Origin of the sequence: Peribacillus sp. FSL P2-0133 (genome assembly GCF_037975445.1) — a bacterium.
Taxonomy (GTDB): Bacteria; Bacillota; Bacilli; order Bacillales; family DSM-1321; genus Peribacillus; species Peribacillus simplex_E.
This window is the reverse complement of sequence record NZ_CP150254.1, coordinates 2,649,681-2,666,780: the sequence shown is the minus strand read 5'-3', so window position 1 is coordinate 2,666,780 and position 17,100 is coordinate 2,649,681. Positions and strand designations below refer to the sequence as shown.

Genomic DNA, 17,100 nt, shown 5'->3' with positions numbered 1-17,100 from the left:
TTGCTCCCCCTCCTACTTTGTATCTTCTAAAGAATACAATTGCTTCAACAAATCATTAAATGTATCACACACTAATAATAACGTTTCCTCTTCATGATTGAGAAAAACTATTTTGGGAGAAGAATGATTATTTCGATAATCAAAGCATAAGTAGTTTCCAAATGGATCTCTAGCAAAAGGCACAATTCCTTTTAACTTTGGACCAGAAAATCTCTCATAAAACATTTCTATATTTATATCATTATCAGTAAAGCTAATTAAATCATTAAATACTCCCTGTTGCCCTTCACTGAAATTAAAGATATTAGGTTCTGGAAAACCTCCGTTATATTTCATAACACATATTTTGTAATCATCAGGATATTCTATATCAAACGCTTTTTCAATCGAAGCTATTACACTCTCATCGGGCTTTTCTTCCTCTACAAATAGCCACTTTTTCAATCCCATGTTACCATCTCCAGAATCTCTTTTTTTATAATACCCTTTCTTCCCGATTCACCACCGCCCCATATAGCTCTTCCACCAGTATGTCCGGCTGCTTGGTGTTCAAAATAATCCACAATTTGCATTCTACCTGATTCCTGATGATGATGCCAAGTAAGTGTTTTTGGAACTCTACCTTCTTTTAATAATTCATATTCTTTTGCAGTGAACTTTTCAGCTAATTCTGGATTCCTGATTACTTCTTCATATAAGGTTTTAGATAAATACTCAAATTGTACGGCATCTGTTTCTAAATAATATTTTTCTGGTAAGAAAATATCATATTTTGAATGAAAAATCGGGAATCCACCTTTGTCATAATTCACTTGATATTCTTTGCCGTTCTTGGTTGAAATAAAAGTGTACAGTGTAGTTCCGTCTTCATTACGTTCTTTATATTTATAATTTCTTGGTTGGTTAGGTCTTCTCGCATATGCTGGTAGTTTTCTTGCTGCTTCAACCATCGCATCATCGGCCTTCATTTGGTTTACAGAAGAAAGTCTCTTCACTGCAAACTTCTGTACAATATCCTGAATCGTCGTCTTATCAAACGTGACATGCTTGTAGTTGTTTCCATAAGCCGTCGCTAATTCTTCGACCCTAATACGGAGAGGCACTTCCACTTTGCCAATTTTTCTGCCGAAGGCTTGAACTTTCTGAACCTGCTTTTGCGCAAATTCCTTGCTGTAAGGGACGAACTTTGTACCACTGGCTATTTTATCAGCGACTTTAGCCGCACCTGCCACACCGCCGATTCCAAGTGCCATCAACAGCCCGTTCTGGCGCTGTTCCTCGGTTAGCTGGTTGCCGAACATGTCTTTGCCGGTGACCGCTTCGCCGAGTCCGTTGGCTGCGAGGAGGCCATATATTCCGTATTCGGTTTTCTGGAGGAGGCTAAAGCCTTTTGTCGTTTTATAGGCATCGAGGGCGCGGTTCGCTGCGTTGAGCCCTTTGGCCGTTTTGTAGATGGCGCTGCCGCCTTTGATGGCCCTGCCGGCCCAGCCGACGACGGGGATGAATCCAGCGGCTGCCATGGCGCCAGCGGCGATTCGTTCGGCTTCGGACAGCTTGCGGCCCGTTACTGGATCGACTCCGGTTGAGGCCCTGATTGAATCATAATATCCCGTGAATTCCCCTGTAAAGGTTTTTGTCGTATCCCAGGCTTTTTCGTACCATGGGCGGTTTTCGAGTTCTTCCATTTCTTGTTCGATTTTCCGGGCTTCGGCTTGTTGTCTTTTGAAGGTTTGATAGTTTTTCATCTGACCGGCGACTTCATCCTTCACTTGATAGACGTCACTATTCTTGAAGGCCGATTGGTTGAACGTCATCGGAGAAACGGTGCCGTCCTGTTTGGTGGCGTCAAGTAAGGCGCGGAAGAGGCCAACGGCCACGTTTTCTTGCCCGACGGACACATCATATTCCTCGACCAATTGCCGGTCGACATTCTCGACCTTTGTCACGGTGTCATCCAGCCTCTGTCCGGCTAGCGTGATTTTTTCATTAAAGTCCTTTTGGTCGAACCTATCAAGAGGCAGGATATCGTCAATGCTGTCGAGGATCCTTTGGAGATCGTTCGCTTGTTCATCGACAAGCGACTTCGCTTGGTTAATGCCGTTCGACACTTCGCCATCTAAAAAGGGAACCTCGACCACCGTATTTCCGGAGAGGTCCGCCTCTTCCAGGCTGGCTGGAATGCCTTCCAAAAAACTGATCTGTGTCGTGAAAAGTTCCATCCAGGCGTCGGCCACCTCGATTTGCGCTTCATAGAAGCTTTTGATGGCGGCGGCACCGGCCCCTTGAAACTCGTTATCCAGGCCGACGATGCCCTGAAATTCCTTTTTCAGGGCTGTGACTTCCTTCTTTAGTTCTTCATATTGCTTGGCGCGCGACTTGGTTGCGGCCGTCAATGTCTTGGCTTCATATATTTTCATCGCGTAGGATACCCATGTGAAGACGCATGGGCGATGGCTTCATCCTGTTCTTTTAATAAGTCAATGTTGGCACGGGTATCTTCCACATTTTTCTGGACGATTTTGATATATTGCTCGAAGACCTTCTCCAGGTTCGTTTCCCGGTCGATCCATTTCGAGGTGAATTCCAATTTATTGTTGCCAAGCTCCCCTGCCGGCAAATTTCCAAGCGTGACTGTACCAAGTGCCGTCTTCACCTGATCGACTTGCTTCGTTACGGCAGGATGATTCAGTTTGATTGTCGTCATTAAAACAACCGCCTTTTTAAATCTGATATTTTACTTTCCAGCTGCTCAAATGCCTCTTCGCCTTTGCTCAAAAGGGAGTCGGCTTCTTGGGCTATATTCCCTGCTATGCTCAGTAGAGTATTTTCGGCATTCAGCTTTGTAATCATTGCCTCGATTTTCCATTGGTAATCGTCATAATCGTCATGAATGATACTAAACATCACATTATAGGCATCATGACGGGCTTCCTGAAATTGATCCGAGCGATTCCCTGTCCAGCTGCCACCTAGCTCAGGGTCTTTTATTTTCCTAATCTCGTTCAGACACATGCTCTGCTCTTTTATAATATCGTTTTTCGCATTTTCTAAACGTTCAATTTTCACATTCAAATCAGCTTTTTTACTGGAGATAGCAGAGTGTATATTACTCAAAATATCTGCATAAACCATGAAACTCACCTCAGAAACAGTATAATCCTACACTAAATGTCATATTTTCCTATTTAACATTATAAGGATTAAAGTCCGAGAGTTAAATAGGGAGAAATATGCTATTTTGTCAGTTAAAAGAGAAGATTGGCATAAAAAAGTTCCTACATACCATATTCTTTATACCCTGCATTTTACCAATTTTAAACAAGTGGGCAGAATGTCATCTCATTGGATTCTCTATAAAAATTGCCCCCACTTCATTCAAACTGCCCTAAATTGTATCTGTGCAACAAATCATCCCGAACAAACTCCCTGCAAGTGGAAGATAGATGTGACCGCTCAGGATGTATCAGATCCCCAAAAGGCAAATCACCGACAAACTTAACTTCGCCTTCAAAATCCTGCCCGGATTCACCATCAAAACCGATGACTTTCACAAAGCAAGTTTTGTGACCGGTTTTCATAAAATCAATTACCGTTAACACATGATTATGTACATCATTCATTCTTTTTTCCTCCAACCATGAAAGCATTAAGTAAAGATATTTTTTACTAGCATTATAATAAAGAAACCGATCAAAACAACCATGGCTAAGATCGCTAAAGGCATTAAAACATTGGAAATAGACACACCTACTTTCCATGAATCGCTTATACTTTAATTTTTTATGTAATTTGGTTGATCTATTAAGTATAACCTTAGTTAAACTGACGTTGAATGTCCTGACTTCACAATTCATTCACTTATGCTTTTTTTACGTGACCCGGAATATACTTCCCTTAGCATGTCTATGATTTCATAATACTTCCATCGAAGGTCAGTCTGGCAACCCCCTCTTCTATATAGATTTATAACCTGCTATAATCTAAGGATTGGAGGTGTGAAAAATGAAAGAAATAATCCAGATATTAGCTGAAATCGTCAATAATCTTCACGATTTCATCCTATTCTTTGTGAGTGACACATTAAATTCAAATGCAACGGACAAAGATTTGCATTTTTGGATAATGGGAATCATCGGTATCATCATATTTTTGTTCGTGTTATTTTTATCTAATTTAATTTCCCGGATGCGTTTTGGGATAACGATACTCTCTTTCCTTTATACCTTTACAGTCATGGTTGTTTTAGTATTCGCCATTGAAATACAGCAAGCCCTTACCAGCAGGGGGAATATGGAGTTTCAAGATGCGGCGGTAGGCCTTTGGGGGTTCATCGTATTTTTCATGATTTTTGCAGTACTATCATCCATATTCCTTTTGGTGAAGAATTTTTTCAAGCAATCAAAATAAAGGTAACGATAGGTCACCTTGCTTAAAACATTCCTAATGGCCTTTCAATAACTTTAAATTCGGATTTTGTATTGGCGGGAATGATAAACTCTCTGTAGCATCATCTTAAATCGCAAGGAAGGTTACAGAGAAGAAAATTTGATTCGGGGTAAATAAGCATATACTATCAATTACTTCGGATCACTTTCATTGAATAAATCAATGCTAAACAGATTGAAAGAATCGTCGTCATTAATACGTTCCTGGTCATTTCCAGATATATCAGGACTATTTTCCCTGCGACGGCGATTTACTTCCCTTAATTCCGCTTCCAGGAATTCCGCTTGATCGTGGGAAAGCTTGATCGTGATTTCATTATTTTGATCATCTGCAGCTTTCAAGAGGACATAACTATCCGCCGCATTACGCAAAGTCACATTGCTTACTGTTAAGTTCATGTTCGCGAGTTCATATCTTGCCTTCATAAATTAAAAAGAACCTCCATCGGAAAATACCGGTTAAAATAATGTTATATTAAATATACTCTACTTCAAGATATCTAAATATACAAATTCTTTGTTTGAAAAAGCCTTGATACCTAAAGCAATCTACCTCCTTAAAGTTCTTCCCAATACAAGAAATGCGCCGCATCTTGAATAAAGATACAGGTGAATTATCTTTACTTGAAAATCCAGAAGTTCTGGAAACAATGGAGCAATTGGATGCAATTCCGTCCCTTTTTAAATCTAAAACAGGATATCAATGATTGAATTCACTTTGACTATAAACAAAGGGAACCCTTTACTCGTTGAAAGGTTCTATTTGTTTTTATAATTCTTTCTCAATCACGCAAGTAATATGGTATGGACCCGTGCTTTCATTTGAAGTAATGACGGTTTTCAATCGATTTGCCGGATATACCGCTGAATTGAAACTTACACCCGGGTCATACCCCATAAGATGATATTTGAAAATCGCTTCATTTTTTTTACTTATCCATATGCCGTATCCATAGTAATCCCCTTTATCTTCCGTAGCAATATGGGGCTTCAATAAAAGATTGGTATATGCTTGATTCAGTAATTGATTGGAAAATAACCCCTCCCAAAACCTGAACATATCTGATGTTGTAATATACGCACCTCCATCCGCACCGCCTTTGATCGGAAGGGAATAAACATTTGTTCTCCATGCTCCATTTTCTTCGTCAATGTACCCTAATGCAGTATTTTTAGGAAGCTGGTCCATGGAAAAATAACCGGAATTTTTCATTTCACAAGGCAGAAAGATGTTCTTGTCTATATATTCGGAAAATTCAAGTCCAGTAAGTTCCTCAACAATCAATCCTAGTAAAATATAGCCTGCATTATTGTAATGAAATCTTTCCCCGGGTTCGAACATCATCACCTCATCTTTAAACATTGGCAGGAAATCTTTTAATCTTTTTATATGGTACATCGAATTTTTCTGCCAAAGCTCTTCAAAATCCTCCATCACTTCTTCATCAAAGTAATCAGGAATGCCCGAAGTGTGTGTTAAGAGGTGATGTATGGTTACATTTTGGTTAAAATCAGGAAACACGATTGGAAGACAGTCTTTAAGCTTAGAATCGAACCTAAGTTTCCCTTTTTGTATTAACTGGCAAATGGCTATCGCCGTAAACAGTTTACACCCAGAAGCAATTCCGAACTTTGTTTCGGTCGTATTCATGATTTCATCCGCCCGATTGGAATAGCCATGTGCTGAGCTATGAATCAGGTCATCTCCCGCTTTCACACCGATTACACCCGAGAATCCAATTCCCTTGCTCGTTTCTTCAATAATCCTGGATAAATCCATATGTTGAGTCGACATTTAGTTTTCCCCTTTGCCGGTAAAATTTCAATACTGATGTGCTGGCCAAGGTGCTCGTTATGTTCTTGCAAAAAAACCCGCATCTTATGTGATGCGGGAAAACTTATCAGCTTCTTTTATTTCCACCAAGTATCATAAACGTTAATGGCTTCATTGCGTTTATGTTCGGTTTTAGTATACCAACCTTCGATGATTTCAGCAGCTTCCGTTCTGATTTCCTTGCCTTCAAGGTAATCATCGATTTCATCGTAGCTAACGCCTAAAGCCGCTTCATCAGGAAGTAAGGGTTTGTCATCTTCCAAATCGGCCGTTGGTATTTTCGTATAAAGACGCTCAGGCGCACCGACGAATTTCAGGATTTCTTTTCCTTGCCTTTTATTTAATCGGTATAATGGAAGGATATCCGCTGCGCCGTCACCATGTTTCGTAAAGAAACCTGTGATCGCTTCTGCTGCATGGTCCGTACCAAGCACGACGCCTTTATAAAGTCCAGCTAAATCATATTGTACCTTCATTCGCTCACGTGCTTTAACATTTCCCCTTAAGAAATTCGATAGCTTTTCAGAAACTGCTTCTTCCACAGCTTTTACTGATGCATCCACCGCTTCCTTGATGTTGACTGTAACCGTTTGGCTTGGCTTGATGAATTTTAACGCAAGCTGCCTGTCATCTTCATCAGCCTGTACTCCATATGGCAAGCTTACAGCAACAAACTTATAGTCGCTGCTATTCGTTTCTTCATTCAATTCATTGACAGCGGTTTGGGCAATATACCCCGCCAGTGTTGAATCTTGCCCTCCAGATATTCCAAGTACAAAGCTTTTCAGAAACGTATTTTTATTCAAATACCCTTTTAATAGATCAACACTTTTCCTGAATTCGACTTCAGGATCGATCGTTGGTTGGACAAGTAATTTTTTTACGATTTCTTTTTGTAATGGACGCATTGGCAAAGCCCCGCTTTCTAATAAAATAGGATTGTCATTTCGTTAGCATTCTTTCTACATTGGCTTTAACTTCATCTATATTCCTCATTTTATTATCCCAACAATCCTGGCTTAGATCTACCGGGTATTCTTCAGGATTAAGTGCACGCAGGTACTCCGGCCATAATACTTGGAGATTTTTTTGCGTGAATGCCTTGATTTCATCTATGGTTGGCAATTCATAAATCAAACTTCCATCTTTGAAAATATCCACATGCAGATCAACCGCATCGAAATCCGTGACGAATTTACTTAGGAAGGTATGGACAGGATGAAACATTTTTAATTTTTCCTGTTCCTGCGGCTTCTCATATTCCATCGCCAAATAATCACCTTCAGCATGATGGTTCACTTTATTGATGATTCGATATACTCGTTTTAAGCCAGGTGTCGTAACCTTTTCAGGGTTAGAAGAAATTTTGATGGTATCTCTCATATTCCCATCTTCACCCTCTATTGAAACCATTTTATAAACGGCACCGAGCGCTGGCTGGTCATAAGCCGTAATCAATTTGGTTCCGATGCCCCAAATGTCTATTCTTGCTCCTTGTTGTTTCAAGTTGATGATCGTATATTCATCCAAGTCATTTGATGCGACAATCTTCGCATCATGGAACCCTGCAGCATCAAGCATACGTCGTGCTTCTTTTGATAAGTAAGCTAAATCACCGCTGTCAAGACGGACGCCAATGAAATTGATTTTATCGCCCAGTTCCTTGGCAACACGGATTGCATTCGGGATGCCAGAACGCAATGTATCGTAAGTATCAACCAAGAATACACAGTCTTTATGGGAAACAGCATATTTATGAAAAGCGGTATATTCATCTTTATAAGCTTGGATCATGGAATGTGCATGAGTCCCTGAAACCGGAATGCCGAACAGCTTTCCAGCACGTACATTACTAGTGGAATCAAAACCAGCAATATAGGCCGCTCTCGCTCCCCAAATTGCAGCATCCATTTCTTGCGCCCGCCTTGAACCGAATTCAAGGGCAGATTCTTCACCGATGACCTGTTTGATGCGCGAAGCTTTTGTTGCCACGAGTGTGTGATAGTTCACAATGTTAAGCAGCGCAGTTTCAATGAGTTGAGCCTCACCGAGCGGTGCCTCCACCCGTAAAATCGGTTCATTGCCGAAGACAAGCTCTCCCTCTTTCATGCAGCGGATCGCTCCCGTGAAACGGATGTTTCGCAAATAATCCAAAAATTCTTCATCATAGTGCAGATCATTTTTTAAATAGTCGATATCACTTTCCGAGAAGGAAAAGTTTTGAAGGTAATGGACAATTTTTTCAAGTCCCGCAAAAATCGCATATCCGCTGTTAAATGGAAGCTTTCTGAAAAATATTTCGAAAACTGCCTTTCGGTTATGTGTTTTGTCCTGCCAATAAGTTTGGGCCATATTGATTTGGTAAAGATCGGTGTGTAATGCGTAACTGTCGTCGTTGTACTTTTTTTCCATGGATAGTTCCTCCCAAAAGAGAAGCATTCGCTTCCCTTCTATTCTGTTACGTTAATGAATATTATAGAATGGTTGCTCCAAGAGATCCTTTAAAATGTCCAAGCGCCCAATGGTGACCGACATCATTGAACGAGGCTACTGCATTTTCATATACAAAGATTTTATAGCCTAGATTATAAGCGTCGATTGCCGTATGCAAAATGCAGCGATATGAATAAATAGTATATCCAAAAATCCGACTCGTACCTGTCAGGGCAAGGTTTTTCATACCTCATTATACAATTTTACTTCAAAAGGACAAAATGGTATACAAAAATGACCGCCTTTCGACGGTCAATAAGCTATATTTTTTCAACTCTTTCATGTCTCTTCACTACTTGTTTCATCATTTTTTCAATAACTATTGCCTGTTCCTCACACTTCGTTTGGTAAGCCATTAAAGTCTTTTTCATTTTGGAAACTTCTTCCATTAGTTGTTCTACAGATAGATTTTGCTCTTTTACCGAAGAAAGGTTCTTTTCACCCCTTAAATCCTCATGAATGACATGAAATTGTTTATAACTTCTTCAGTCATCACTTCTTCCGATAACGGCTGAATGTGGCCTGCTGAAGTATTTGGAATTTTAAAACCAGCTTCACTCAGTATGGCGTGTACATTGGTTACTATTACATACGTTTTTCTCCCTGTTGTACCTGTAGTGGTAGTCGTGAATGCTCGTTGCTTTACCGGAATAGACGTAAGGTCTATAGATTCGAATTCATGGGTTTCTTTTTTTAAAAAACCTAGATACTTACATGCTGTTTCTACAAAGCCGCTTATAGTATTATGGGAAAAGTCTTCAAATCTGTCTTGAATCATTATTCCCTCGAAATTCGAGCTTATAGAGGATACTTTACCGAAATGCTTTGCTCTTTCATGCAAAGGCACCTGTTTCAGTAATGAATATTCAATTGCCCGATTAGGTTTAGCTCTTAAACTCTTTAATAAACGCAAGTAACTAACAAAGGATACAACAACTGTAAAGGTATCCACTTCTAACAAATCTATATCCCAAAACTCTAGGAAGTCCAAAAATCTTCTCAGTTGATGTGCTTGTCTTGAAGCAGTATTTATAGGAGTGTCAGTGTACTTTTGTTTTAATAAGAAACAAGTGCTATTGTAATGCAGTTTATGAGAAGAATTGTAAATTTGTATAATATTTCCCTTACCATCAAAATGCACATAATGTAAACCGTTTATCTTTGCAAAGGAATAAATCTGGACGAAGGCTCTTAATCTGTCAGTACTATCCAATGTATTATCAATATGTCTCAAGTGATCGTAGTCACACTTACCACTCATATCCATATACATCTCTCAAATTATCAATATCACTATCTGTGAACTTAATTTCTTTGATATTATTCGCAATACTTTCCAATCCAATAAATAACCCATATCCGTTTCTAAAAGGTAAATTTCTAAAGAATAGTTCAAATAACGCCTGTCTGTAGTGCCTATCATGCCAATATGTTTCAACCATTTTTACTTGGTAAGCATCGGTGTACAAAGCTTAGCTATTGTTTTGAAAATTTTTCCTCATCATATTCAACCTCCGACGGTTATAAAAATGTATGTATCTGAAGAGAGATCACCCTCTTCAGATATCCATTAAAGTTTTAGTTCTTTAATTGTAGTTAGTTTAATTGGGTATTTTGAAGCTAATTTTATGTATTCATCATCTGTGACTTCATCAAAACCTGTGATGGAAGATGTACAATCTTCTAACACATAAATTAAATAATCCTTGTGATTTATCATTTCAAACTCTTCCACAATCTGTTTGATTGTCTCAAGTACACAGTGAGACTTAGCCTCTCCACCAATAACTATTGTTTTATAATTCTGCAATTGACTTAAAAGATTTTTGTCTGTTAAATCCGTTTTTGAATACTCAGGTTTTATTATTCCATACATTTCAGAAATAGGATTTAACCCTTTTGTCACGTAATGTACATCCTTCTCTTTATACAAAGAGTAGGCAAATAACAGGTTAGATAATTGCGATTCAATTGCTGCACCAAATGTACCTTGTAGGCAATGGAAACTCCAAATTATCAAGGACTTCTTTTCAGTTGCCTCTAGTCCACGAAGATACTCTAAACTTTCTTGCTCTTGGAAAATAGGTGCCCACTTACCTTCCAATACATCTTGATAAGTAATAACCGTAAATGGCTCAGGATACTGTCCTTTATCATTTACCCACCAAGCAGGGTGAAAGATTTGTTTCGGTTGATGTATATCTAAACTCATAAAAATATCATCTATAGCATCAACATTTTCATAAATGAACTTAGCAAAGTTTCTTACGTCTTGATAAGAATCAGCAACAGCCAGATTTCCTTCTTCCAAGAAGTCATTTTGAAAATCAATACCAATTACAGCCACTTCTTTATTACTTGTTGGATTAGAATTTAAGTTTTTTAAATTAGGCTTTTTTGTAGTCGCTTTCCCGATTAGATCAACATCAAATAATTCTTCAAATAAAATATTCATAATGGTCACTCTCCTCCTATAAAAGCTTTATGTGTTCAAGTTCTCCCCGGCGTTTTCTTTGTAGACTATAAAAATGAATGGATTGGCTGTTCGATCCAATGTCCTTTCGTTTGTTCAACCTTTTTATGGATTTTCACTTATTAGACTTCCAGTAAGTCTTGGGCAAGCTTCCGAAGCCTAGTGACAGAGAATTGATCTATCAACTACCACCAATCCATTATAGGTAAATACTGGGGCAAGTTTGTACATTTGCGTTTTATCATTTGAAGTTTTGGGGCTCAAATGCAACTTTTTATTTCTGTCTGCCGACACTGTTGTAAATCGTTTAGTTCGGAAAGGGATTTTATATGAAATTTGAGTTATCGAGAGGTAATTTTTTTCAATCCTCTTCCAACCAATTGTAGAAAGGAACATGATCTTGGGCAGGATTTTCTTTATTGTTCACTATTTGTGAATACTCATCTTGCGTAAATTCATACAACTTTTTACTCTGATTTCTTGGTATCTTTATAGGAACTGTATCAGTACTCCAATTCTCTCTAATTGCTTTCTTTATAAAGCCATCAACGTTTCTTACCTTTAAACGGGATTGCTGCATTATCAGAAGTACTTCCATACATCTTTGAATACCCACTTGAGATAACAATGCAATCATGTCTTCTGTAGGTGAGCTTAATGTTACTGTTTTATATGCAAGAGTTACTAGGTCTCTGTTCTGATTTATTTCTTGATGAATAACATTGGTGTATGGCACTGAAGGAGATTGGGATATAACAGGAGATTGCACCGGAGGTGCTTGTTTAAAATTCATGTTAGTTAAGTCATTTTCCGGGATACGCCATCCCTGTACATCACTGTTCTTATAAGCGTTAGGGAATTGTTGACCAGACCTGAGCCAACGTTTGATGGTTTCTTCGCTTTTGCCTAGTCTAGAAGCGACCTGTGATACTGTTAGTGTCTGGTTATTTGTTTTAGGTTGTTCATTAATCGTTGGTTTTGATAAAAGGAAGATATCCGCCGCTGGTATTTTCCATCCTTCTTTATCCGAATTGTATTGGGCATATGGAAAAACATCGCCTTTACGTAACCACCTACGAATAGTTTCTTCACTCTTACTCAATAAAATGGCAGCCTCTTTAACCGTATAGTGTTTCATAAAATACCCCCAAGAAGTAATGATTCGAAAGGTATAAAATCCAGTTAAATTTATATTTTGTTAAACAGACGTACGTTCTTAAACTCATTTTACCAATTTAGGTGGTTAGACTATTTCATTTAACTAATCAATTAATTTACCTGCTAATTTAATGTATTGGCAGTAAGCTATTATGGTTAAACGGGATTCCTTTATCGTAACTACAAAATAAAAGATTTTTATTTTTAACTTTCCCTTCCTCCTCAAGCCTGTCCATTATCATTCTTCCTGAAGTGTCCCAACACTTTAAAATTAAAGTCGGTTTATAAAAGTTGTTTTGCGTCGCCTTCTTCAGTCATCTTAATGCTGATTGGTTATTTTTCGGTGGAACTGACCTAGCTTGGATATTCTCTTTTTCGTCTATATAAAATTCTATTTTCGTACCATTAACACCATCGTAGAAATGAAAGGATATAGACTTATTCTTGATTTCGTAAAATACGACTTCATTATTACTTTTTATTAGGTTTTGAATGCTCTTCTCTGTTTCAGGGTACTTATTCAACTTTTTATTGCGGTATTCATACAAACTACTTAAAGCATCGTTAATAAAAAAAGTGACTATATTCTTATCGTCCATACTTTACACCTCTTTGCTTTTTTTCAAATTTCGCGACAATTATTTATATTCTTCCTTTTCCCCTTCCATACTCTACTCTATTAGTATTTTAATAGTACTTCAATATTTAAAATAACTTAATTTTGTAGCTTAATATATTGGTATATAGTTAATATGGAGTTAATAAAGAGTTAATTTTCATCTTTCATTATTTTTCTACAAAAATAAATTAAACAAAAAAAACATAAATAAGGAACCAGAAAATAATAAAAAGACAAAACAAAAATTGATAAAAAATTGATAAAAAATAAAAAGGAACTTTAAAAATAAAGATATTTATTAATTAAAAAATTACAAAGGAGTTAAAAAAACGTTAATAAACTTACTTAATTACAAAGATCCTTTACCTTAAATAAGTATCTTGGAATATTTTACAATTATATCACAAAAAATTAGAACCCCCATCCTTCCACCACAAAAACATCAGTGTAGTGTAAATAGTAAACAACAAAGCACACAAGAAGACTCCCTTTAAATTGTGGATATGCTTTGTAGTAGGTGATGAGGGAGAAGGTTTGTATGAAGGAGTTTCTCAAGGTGTTTATGTGATTGAGGTAGAGAGGAGAGGAAAGGTAAGATTTATTGGGATATTGTTGCCTCGCTAAAAGTAAGAAATTATAAAAATAAAACACAGACAGGTAGTGTGATGGTCGCTGTAAATTTACCAGCTGGTGAACATATCGATATATTTGAATCAGCCAAAAAGGTTTTTGATAAATCTTTCCCTAACACTAGTGATCCTAGCCAGTATTACTATAATAAAACTAGCCGTGCCATATTAGAAAGATTCCTGTTACTTTTAGTTAATACCTTACTTTATCTCAGGTCTGATAAAGCTATAACTCGGCATATTTCCCCACCTGTATCAAAGAAAAAGAATCGTACAATGAAATCAAAATCAGAGTTTTCCTCTCCTTATATACGTGTTGGAGATAAAATTACCATTACTTCTGCTCAACGGAAGGCTTATAAAGAAGCGAACACTTTGTTATAAGGCGTGAACAGAAAGCATAATAAGCCATTTCATCAGTGGATTGTAAGAGAGCATTGGAGGAATCAGGCGTATGGTGAGGGATTAAAAGATAGAAAACTCATATGGATTCAACCATATGTAAAAGGAGCAGGCCCACTAGTACAGAAAGATTATGTAATTAAATAAATACAAAACAATATAATCGGGTGCTTTTCTAGAGTAAGATAATTATTTATGGGATGATCGGTTTTTACCGTTCAGTCTATTTTTTATCAATAAGTTTTACCCTTTTCAACTAAACAGCCCCGTTAGTTGAACAAGTAAAAATACACACTAGAGTCATTAAATTCAAAACCACAATTACTCAATAACAAAATTAAAAATGTAAATAAAAAAAGACAATTTCCCAAACTTTGAAAATGTCCTTTGATATTTAACGGCTACTACAATAAAAAAAGAACCTCATAGAGATTCATTAAGGTGTATCTACTAATTTATCCACTACATTTCCATTTTCATCATAAATCACAAGAAAGGGTTTCCCAGTTGTCCAATCTTCACTTGCAGGAATCAAAAACAATGAAAATATTAAAACTATAGATAACCTTAGTAAAATTTTCATTTACATCCCCCCATTTAATATTTTTCTATATTTTACCATAAACTATCCGGGAACAATTTGAACATTATGTAAGATACAAAAAAGAACCACTTAAGAGATCCTAAATTATATTTTTAGTTGATTAATTTTAAAAAGGTAATTATGCGAAATTAAAACGTCTAATTCTATTTACTGTAATTGTCTGCATATACTAATAATTAATTACGTCTAATCTGAGTCCGAAAAACGCTCCCGTACAATTCTCCACAAACCTTGCTGCTAATTTAAATCATTACAGGAATGCTATCCTGCATAAAGAAAAAGCTGCCTTAATGACAGCTCCGATTTTCAGCCTGTTAGTTCTATAAGAAAAGCGAACCTTATTCAAGAATCGCTCCCGAGAACGAATATAAAAACTTGGTGGGCAGGTTTTCCCGAATTTATACATGTCTACTTCTGTGGGCGCAATGCACTGTCACTTTTTATTAATAAAGAAAGTTTCATCTCCATTTGGTGGTTAGAAGTTTCTCGTCTCTATTAAGGAAATTGGGGTGATTATCGTGGAATTTCTAAAAGTAGTGTTGAAAGGGATTGTTTCCAGGCAATCTCATATCTCTTTCTCAGCAAAGAAAACCACCCCGCGTAGGAAACAAAAGGGTGGTTCCCGATCAATCTTTATTCACCAAACATGTATCCTATTTTGCATTCTCATCAGCTTGATGAATTCCGAATATATTCCCTTCGGTATCAATATAGTATCCCTTGCCACGCCATTCCAGGCAGTGCATATTTGGACAATGCGACCTTGCCGCCATTCTCAAGAATTTTGGCTTCCGCTTCGTAATAATTATCGACACCCGTTGTACAAGCATAAAGAGCTTGGCCTGCTTCCGGCGGAGGACTTTGACGCTGCATCAATGCCCCATTAATCACAGGTTCATTCTCATCGCCAGTCACCGCTCCCAAGTAAGGCATTCCTGCGAAATCACTTCAATCTTGAAATGACCATCCAAATACCTCACCATAAAATTTCTTTGCCCGTTCCATGTCATCCACATGAATTTCGAAGTGAACTAATCTTCCCATGATTACCTCCTAGTTTTGTTCAAAATTTTTCCTCTTACCGTAAGTTGATACTTATGTAGCTTCGTGCCTATGGTGCTTTATTTATAATTTTAAATCTAAGATGAAGCAGGCTTTTCAATTTGAGTTAAGTCACTTCTTTATCATAGGACAGTTGCGGGAATATCTGACAAAAAAGGCAGCTCCCTGATGGGGGATAGCTACCTTCGTTTACGATTACTATGAAAAGGTAGGAGCAGGGGATTCATCAATTCTCATACGAAGTAAACTATATGGTTTTTCTCGCAGGTCTCTTCCATAATGAAATCTTGCCTGCCGATGTAATTGATTCACAATGACATATAAGTATTGGTCGGGGCCAATCGAAAAAGTATCCGGCCATAAAATTCTCGGGTCATGTGCGATGGTTTCCATTGCGCCATTCGGCAATATCTTCCGGATACTATTGTTTTCATAGTCTCCCGCATAAACTGTTCCTTTTGCGCCGGTGATCATTCCATCAGACGCACCTTTTTCCCCCCAATACTGCACATATTGGGATAAATTCAGGTCCTGTATTCTTCTGTCTCTTAGGGCTTCTGTTGAGATCGAGAACAGCTGACGGCTGGTTAGCGGAGCATAAAATAAAACCTTTCCATCAGGAGAAATCGCTAAACTATCGGAAGCCAATCTAAATGGGAAAGTCGAGCCGTCCGGGTTTCGATTCATCAAAATTTCACCTTCTACTTTCGGTAAAAAATAGGGATCAGGTGAAGTTGATATTGTCCCATTTAACCGCCTAAACGCGTTCCCATTTTCTAAATCTACGACGATAATAGCCCCTGGCCCTCTGGAAGAAGAATCCGTTATATATGCATAGCCTGCTCTTCCAACCCGAAAATCCAAACGTACATCATTCAGATAAGTTGTTGGCAAGACAACATCTTCTGTAAAGGTATATACTCTCCTTATTGTATTATTGCTTAAATCAACAGCAACTAATTTTGCTCCCCCTTGAATAGGTTCAGAAAAATTTGGTGCCCCTGTATCTAGTACCCAAAGTGTTCCTCTTCCATCAGCAACGATACTTTGGACACTGACGAAAGACATCGTAATATTCCCAGTATTAACTAAATTGGTTTCTACACTGGGATAAGGCTGCAATTCACCCTCAACAATTTCCGCCACAGTAAATTGAACGTCGTCTCCCCATTTCGGAAAGCATACAAAAATACGACCGGTTTCGGAAACGCTGACACCTGTAGGCATAGCCTCATAAAAAGCATGCACCAGTTCAAACTGCCCAAAATATTTTTCCATAGGTAACATAGGTTGCATGATATCCTCCTCATCAAATCCGAACGGATATCACCTATATATGATGAAAATTTTTTGTAGTGCCTGTTTCTTGATAAATTTTTCT

General features: G+C 37.7%; 17 protein-coding genes and 2 pseudogenes. 2 read left to right on the top strand and 17 right to left on the bottom strand.

Going from position 1 to position 17,100, the window contains the following annotated elements:
- Positions 1-12 precede the first annotated feature (12 nt).
- The 5 genes from MKY17_RS12765 to MKY17_RS12745 form a co-directional block, all read right to left on the bottom strand.
- Positions 13-450, bottom strand: coding sequence for an SMI1/KNR4 family protein (locus MKY17_RS12765; protein WP_098373859.1), 438 nt, complete (start codon positions 448-450; stop codon positions 13-15).
- Entirely contained in the window at positions 441-2,417 is a 1,977-nt protein-coding gene (locus MKY17_RS12760) for a T7SS effector LXG polymorphic toxin (protein WP_339202053.1), read from the bottom strand. The genes MKY17_RS12765 and MKY17_RS12760 overlap by 10 nt, the downstream gene beginning before the upstream one ends.
- Positions 2,414-2,704, bottom strand: a complete 291-nt coding sequence (locus MKY17_RS12755; RefSeq protein WP_098373749.1) for a YwqI/YxiC family protein — start codon at positions 2,702-2,704, stop codon at positions 2,414-2,416. The genes MKY17_RS12760 and MKY17_RS12755 overlap by 4 nt, the downstream gene beginning before the upstream one ends.
- Positions 2,704-3,132 carry a DUF5082 family protein gene (locus MKY17_RS12750; RefSeq protein WP_098373750.1) on the bottom strand — a complete coding sequence of 143 codons (429 nt, stop codon included), beginning with the start codon at positions 3,130-3,132 and terminating at the stop codon, positions 2,704-2,706. The genes MKY17_RS12755 and MKY17_RS12750 overlap by 1 nt, the downstream gene beginning before the upstream one ends.
- A 239-nt stretch (positions 3,133-3,371) precedes the next feature.
- Positions 3,372-3,620, bottom strand: coding sequence for a hypothetical protein (locus tag MKY17_RS12745; RefSeq protein WP_098373751.1), 249 nt, complete (start codon positions 3,618-3,620; stop codon positions 3,372-3,374).
- Between the two features lie 382 nt (positions 3,621-4,002).
- Here MKY17_RS12745 and MKY17_RS12740 point away from each other — a divergent pair, with 382 nt between their 5' ends.
- A complete protein-coding gene (locus MKY17_RS12740; RefSeq protein ID WP_098373752.1) occupies positions 4,003-4,407 on the top strand; it encodes a hypothetical protein in 405 nt (134 codons plus the stop codon).
- A gap of 170 nt (positions 4,408-4,577) precedes the next feature.
- Here the strand turns inward: MKY17_RS12740 and MKY17_RS12735 are convergent, their stop codons facing one another.
- The 9 genes and pseudogenes from MKY17_RS12735 to MKY17_RS12695 all read right to left on the bottom strand — a co-directional run bounded on the left by MKY17_RS12735 (position 4,578) and on the right by MKY17_RS12695 (position 13,002).
- On the bottom strand, positions 4,578-4,871 hold the full coding sequence (locus tag MKY17_RS12735; RefSeq protein WP_098373753.1) for a hypothetical protein: 294 nt from the start codon (positions 4,869-4,871) through the stop codon (positions 4,578-4,580).
- Between the two features lie 343 nt (positions 4,872-5,214).
- Positions 5,215-6,240, bottom strand: a complete 1,026-nt coding sequence (locus MKY17_RS12730) for a serine hydrolase (protein ID WP_339202052.1) — start codon at positions 6,238-6,240, stop codon at positions 5,215-5,217.
- A 116-nt stretch (positions 6,241-6,356) separates the two neighbouring features.
- Positions 6,357-7,187 (bottom strand): ammonia-dependent NAD(+) synthetase, encoded by an 831-nt coding sequence (nadE, locus tag MKY17_RS12725; protein WP_144553986.1) that lies wholly within the window; start codon positions 7,185-7,187, stop codon positions 6,357-6,359.
- Positions 7,188-7,221: 34 nt separating this feature from the next.
- On the bottom strand, positions 7,222-8,691 hold the full coding sequence (locus tag MKY17_RS12720) for a nicotinate phosphoribosyltransferase (protein WP_141994225.1): 1,470 nt from the start codon (positions 8,689-8,691) through the stop codon (positions 7,222-7,224).
- Positions 8,692-8,752: 61 nt separating this feature from the next.
- Positions 8,753-8,896 (bottom strand): annotated as a pseudogene (locus MKY17_RS12715) (isochorismatase family protein); the annotation flags it as partial.
- Between the two features lie 321 nt (positions 8,897-9,217).
- A complete protein-coding gene (locus MKY17_RS12710; RefSeq protein WP_339202048.1) occupies positions 9,218-10,039 on the bottom strand; it encodes a hypothetical protein in 822 nt (273 codons plus the stop codon).
- A gap of 303 nt (positions 10,040-10,342) precedes the next feature.
- Entirely contained in the window at positions 10,343-11,227 is an 885-nt protein-coding gene (locus tag MKY17_RS12705; RefSeq protein WP_339202045.1) for a hypothetical protein, read from the bottom strand.
- Positions 11,228-11,606: 379 nt separating this feature from the next.
- Positions 11,607-12,383 carry a helix-turn-helix domain-containing protein gene (locus tag MKY17_RS12700; protein WP_339202043.1) on the bottom strand — a complete coding sequence of 259 codons (777 nt, stop codon included), beginning with the start codon at positions 12,381-12,383 and terminating at the stop codon, positions 11,607-11,609.
- A 334-nt stretch (positions 12,384-12,717) separates the two neighbouring features.
- Positions 12,718-13,002, bottom strand: coding sequence for a hypothetical protein (locus MKY17_RS12695; RefSeq protein WP_098373760.1), 285 nt, complete (start codon positions 13,000-13,002; stop codon positions 12,718-12,720).
- A gap of 685 nt (positions 13,003-13,687) precedes the next feature.
- On the opposite strand from MKY17_RS12695, the gene MKY17_RS12690 reads away from it, so the two are divergent.
- Complete coding sequence (locus MKY17_RS12690; RefSeq protein ID WP_144553995.1) at positions 13,688-14,035, top strand: hypothetical protein; 348 nt, start codon at positions 13,688-13,690, stop codon at positions 14,033-14,035.
- Positions 14,036-14,489: 454 nt separating this feature from the next.
- On the opposite strand, the gene MKY17_RS12685 is transcribed toward MKY17_RS12690, so the two are convergent.
- The 3 genes and pseudogenes from MKY17_RS12685 to MKY17_RS12675 all read right to left on the bottom strand — a co-directional run bounded on the left by MKY17_RS12685 (position 14,490) and on the right by MKY17_RS12675 (position 17,015).
- Positions 14,490-14,636 (bottom strand): hypothetical protein, encoded by a 147-nt coding sequence (locus MKY17_RS12685; RefSeq protein WP_179891087.1) that lies wholly within the window; start codon positions 14,634-14,636, stop codon positions 14,490-14,492.
- 674 nt (positions 14,637-15,310) lie between these two features.
- Positions 15,311-15,701, bottom strand: a pseudogene (locus tag MKY17_RS12680) (VOC family protein).
- Positions 15,702-15,917: 216 nt separating this feature from the next.
- On the bottom strand, positions 15,918-17,015 hold the full coding sequence (locus MKY17_RS12675) for an L-dopachrome tautomerase-related protein (protein WP_339202040.1): 1,098 nt from the start codon (positions 17,013-17,015) through the stop codon (positions 15,918-15,920).
- Between the last annotated feature and the right edge of the window lie 85 nt (positions 17,016-17,100).

What these genes read in the sequence shown, in the direction of transcription:
- MKY17_RS12765 (WP_098373859.1), bottom strand. Translation starts at nt 450, where the DNA reads ATGGGATTGAAAAAGTGGCTATTTGTAGAGGAAGAAAAGCCCGATGAG.
- MKY17_RS12760 (WP_339202053.1), bottom strand. Translation starts at nt 2,417, where the DNA reads ATGAAAATATATGAAGCCAAGACATTGACGGCCGCAACCAAGTCGCGC.
- MKY17_RS12755 (WP_098373749.1), bottom strand. Translation starts at nt 2,704, where the DNA reads ATGACGACAATCAAACTGAATCATCCTGCCGTAACGAAGCAAGTCGAT.
- MKY17_RS12750 (WP_098373750.1), bottom strand. Translation starts at nt 3,132, where the DNA reads ATGGTTTATGCAGATATTTTGAGTAATATACACTCTGCTATCTCCAGT.
- MKY17_RS12745 (WP_098373751.1), bottom strand. Translation starts at nt 3,620, where the DNA reads ATGAATGATGTACATAATCATGTGTTAACGGTAATTGATTTTATGAAA.
- MKY17_RS12740 (WP_098373752.1), top strand. Translation starts at nt 4,003, where the DNA reads ATGAAAGAAATAATCCAGATATTAGCTGAAATCGTCAATAATCTTCAC.
- MKY17_RS12735 (WP_098373753.1), bottom strand. Translation starts at nt 4,871, where the DNA reads ATGAAGGCAAGATATGAACTCGCGAACATGAACTTAACAGTAAGCAAT.
- MKY17_RS12730 (WP_339202052.1), bottom strand. Translation starts at nt 6,240, where the DNA reads ATGTCGACTCAACATATGGATTTATCCAGGATTATTGAAGAAACGAGC.
- nadE (WP_144553986.1), bottom strand. Translation starts at nt 7,187, where the DNA reads ATGCGTCCATTACAAAAAGAAATCGTAAAAAAATTACTTGTCCAACCA.
- MKY17_RS12720 (WP_141994225.1), bottom strand. Translation starts at nt 8,691, where the DNA reads ATGGAAAAAAAGTACAACGACGACAGTTACGCATTACACACCGATCTT.
- MKY17_RS12710 (WP_339202048.1), bottom strand. Translation starts at nt 10,039, where the DNA reads ATGGATATGAGTGGTAAGTGTGACTACGATCACTTGAGACATATTGAT.
- MKY17_RS12705 (WP_339202045.1), bottom strand. Translation starts at nt 11,227, where the DNA reads ATGAATATTTTATTTGAAGAATTATTTGATGTTGATCTAATCGGGAAA.
- MKY17_RS12700 (WP_339202043.1), bottom strand. Translation starts at nt 12,383, where the DNA reads ATGAAACACTATACGGTTAAAGAGGCTGCCATTTTATTGAGTAAGAGT.
- MKY17_RS12695 (WP_098373760.1), bottom strand. Translation starts at nt 13,002, where the DNA reads ATGGACGATAAGAATATAGTCACTTTTTTTATTAACGATGCTTTAAGT.
- MKY17_RS12690 (WP_144553995.1), top strand. Translation starts at nt 13,688, where the DNA reads ATGGTCGCTGTAAATTTACCAGCTGGTGAACATATCGATATATTTGAA.
- MKY17_RS12685 (WP_179891087.1), bottom strand. Translation starts at nt 14,636, where the DNA reads ATGAAAATTTTACTAAGGTTATCTATAGTTTTAATATTTTCATTGTTT.
- MKY17_RS12675 (WP_339202040.1), bottom strand. Translation starts at nt 17,015, where the DNA reads ATGCAACCTATGTTACCTATGGAAAAATATTTTGGGCAGTTTGAACTG.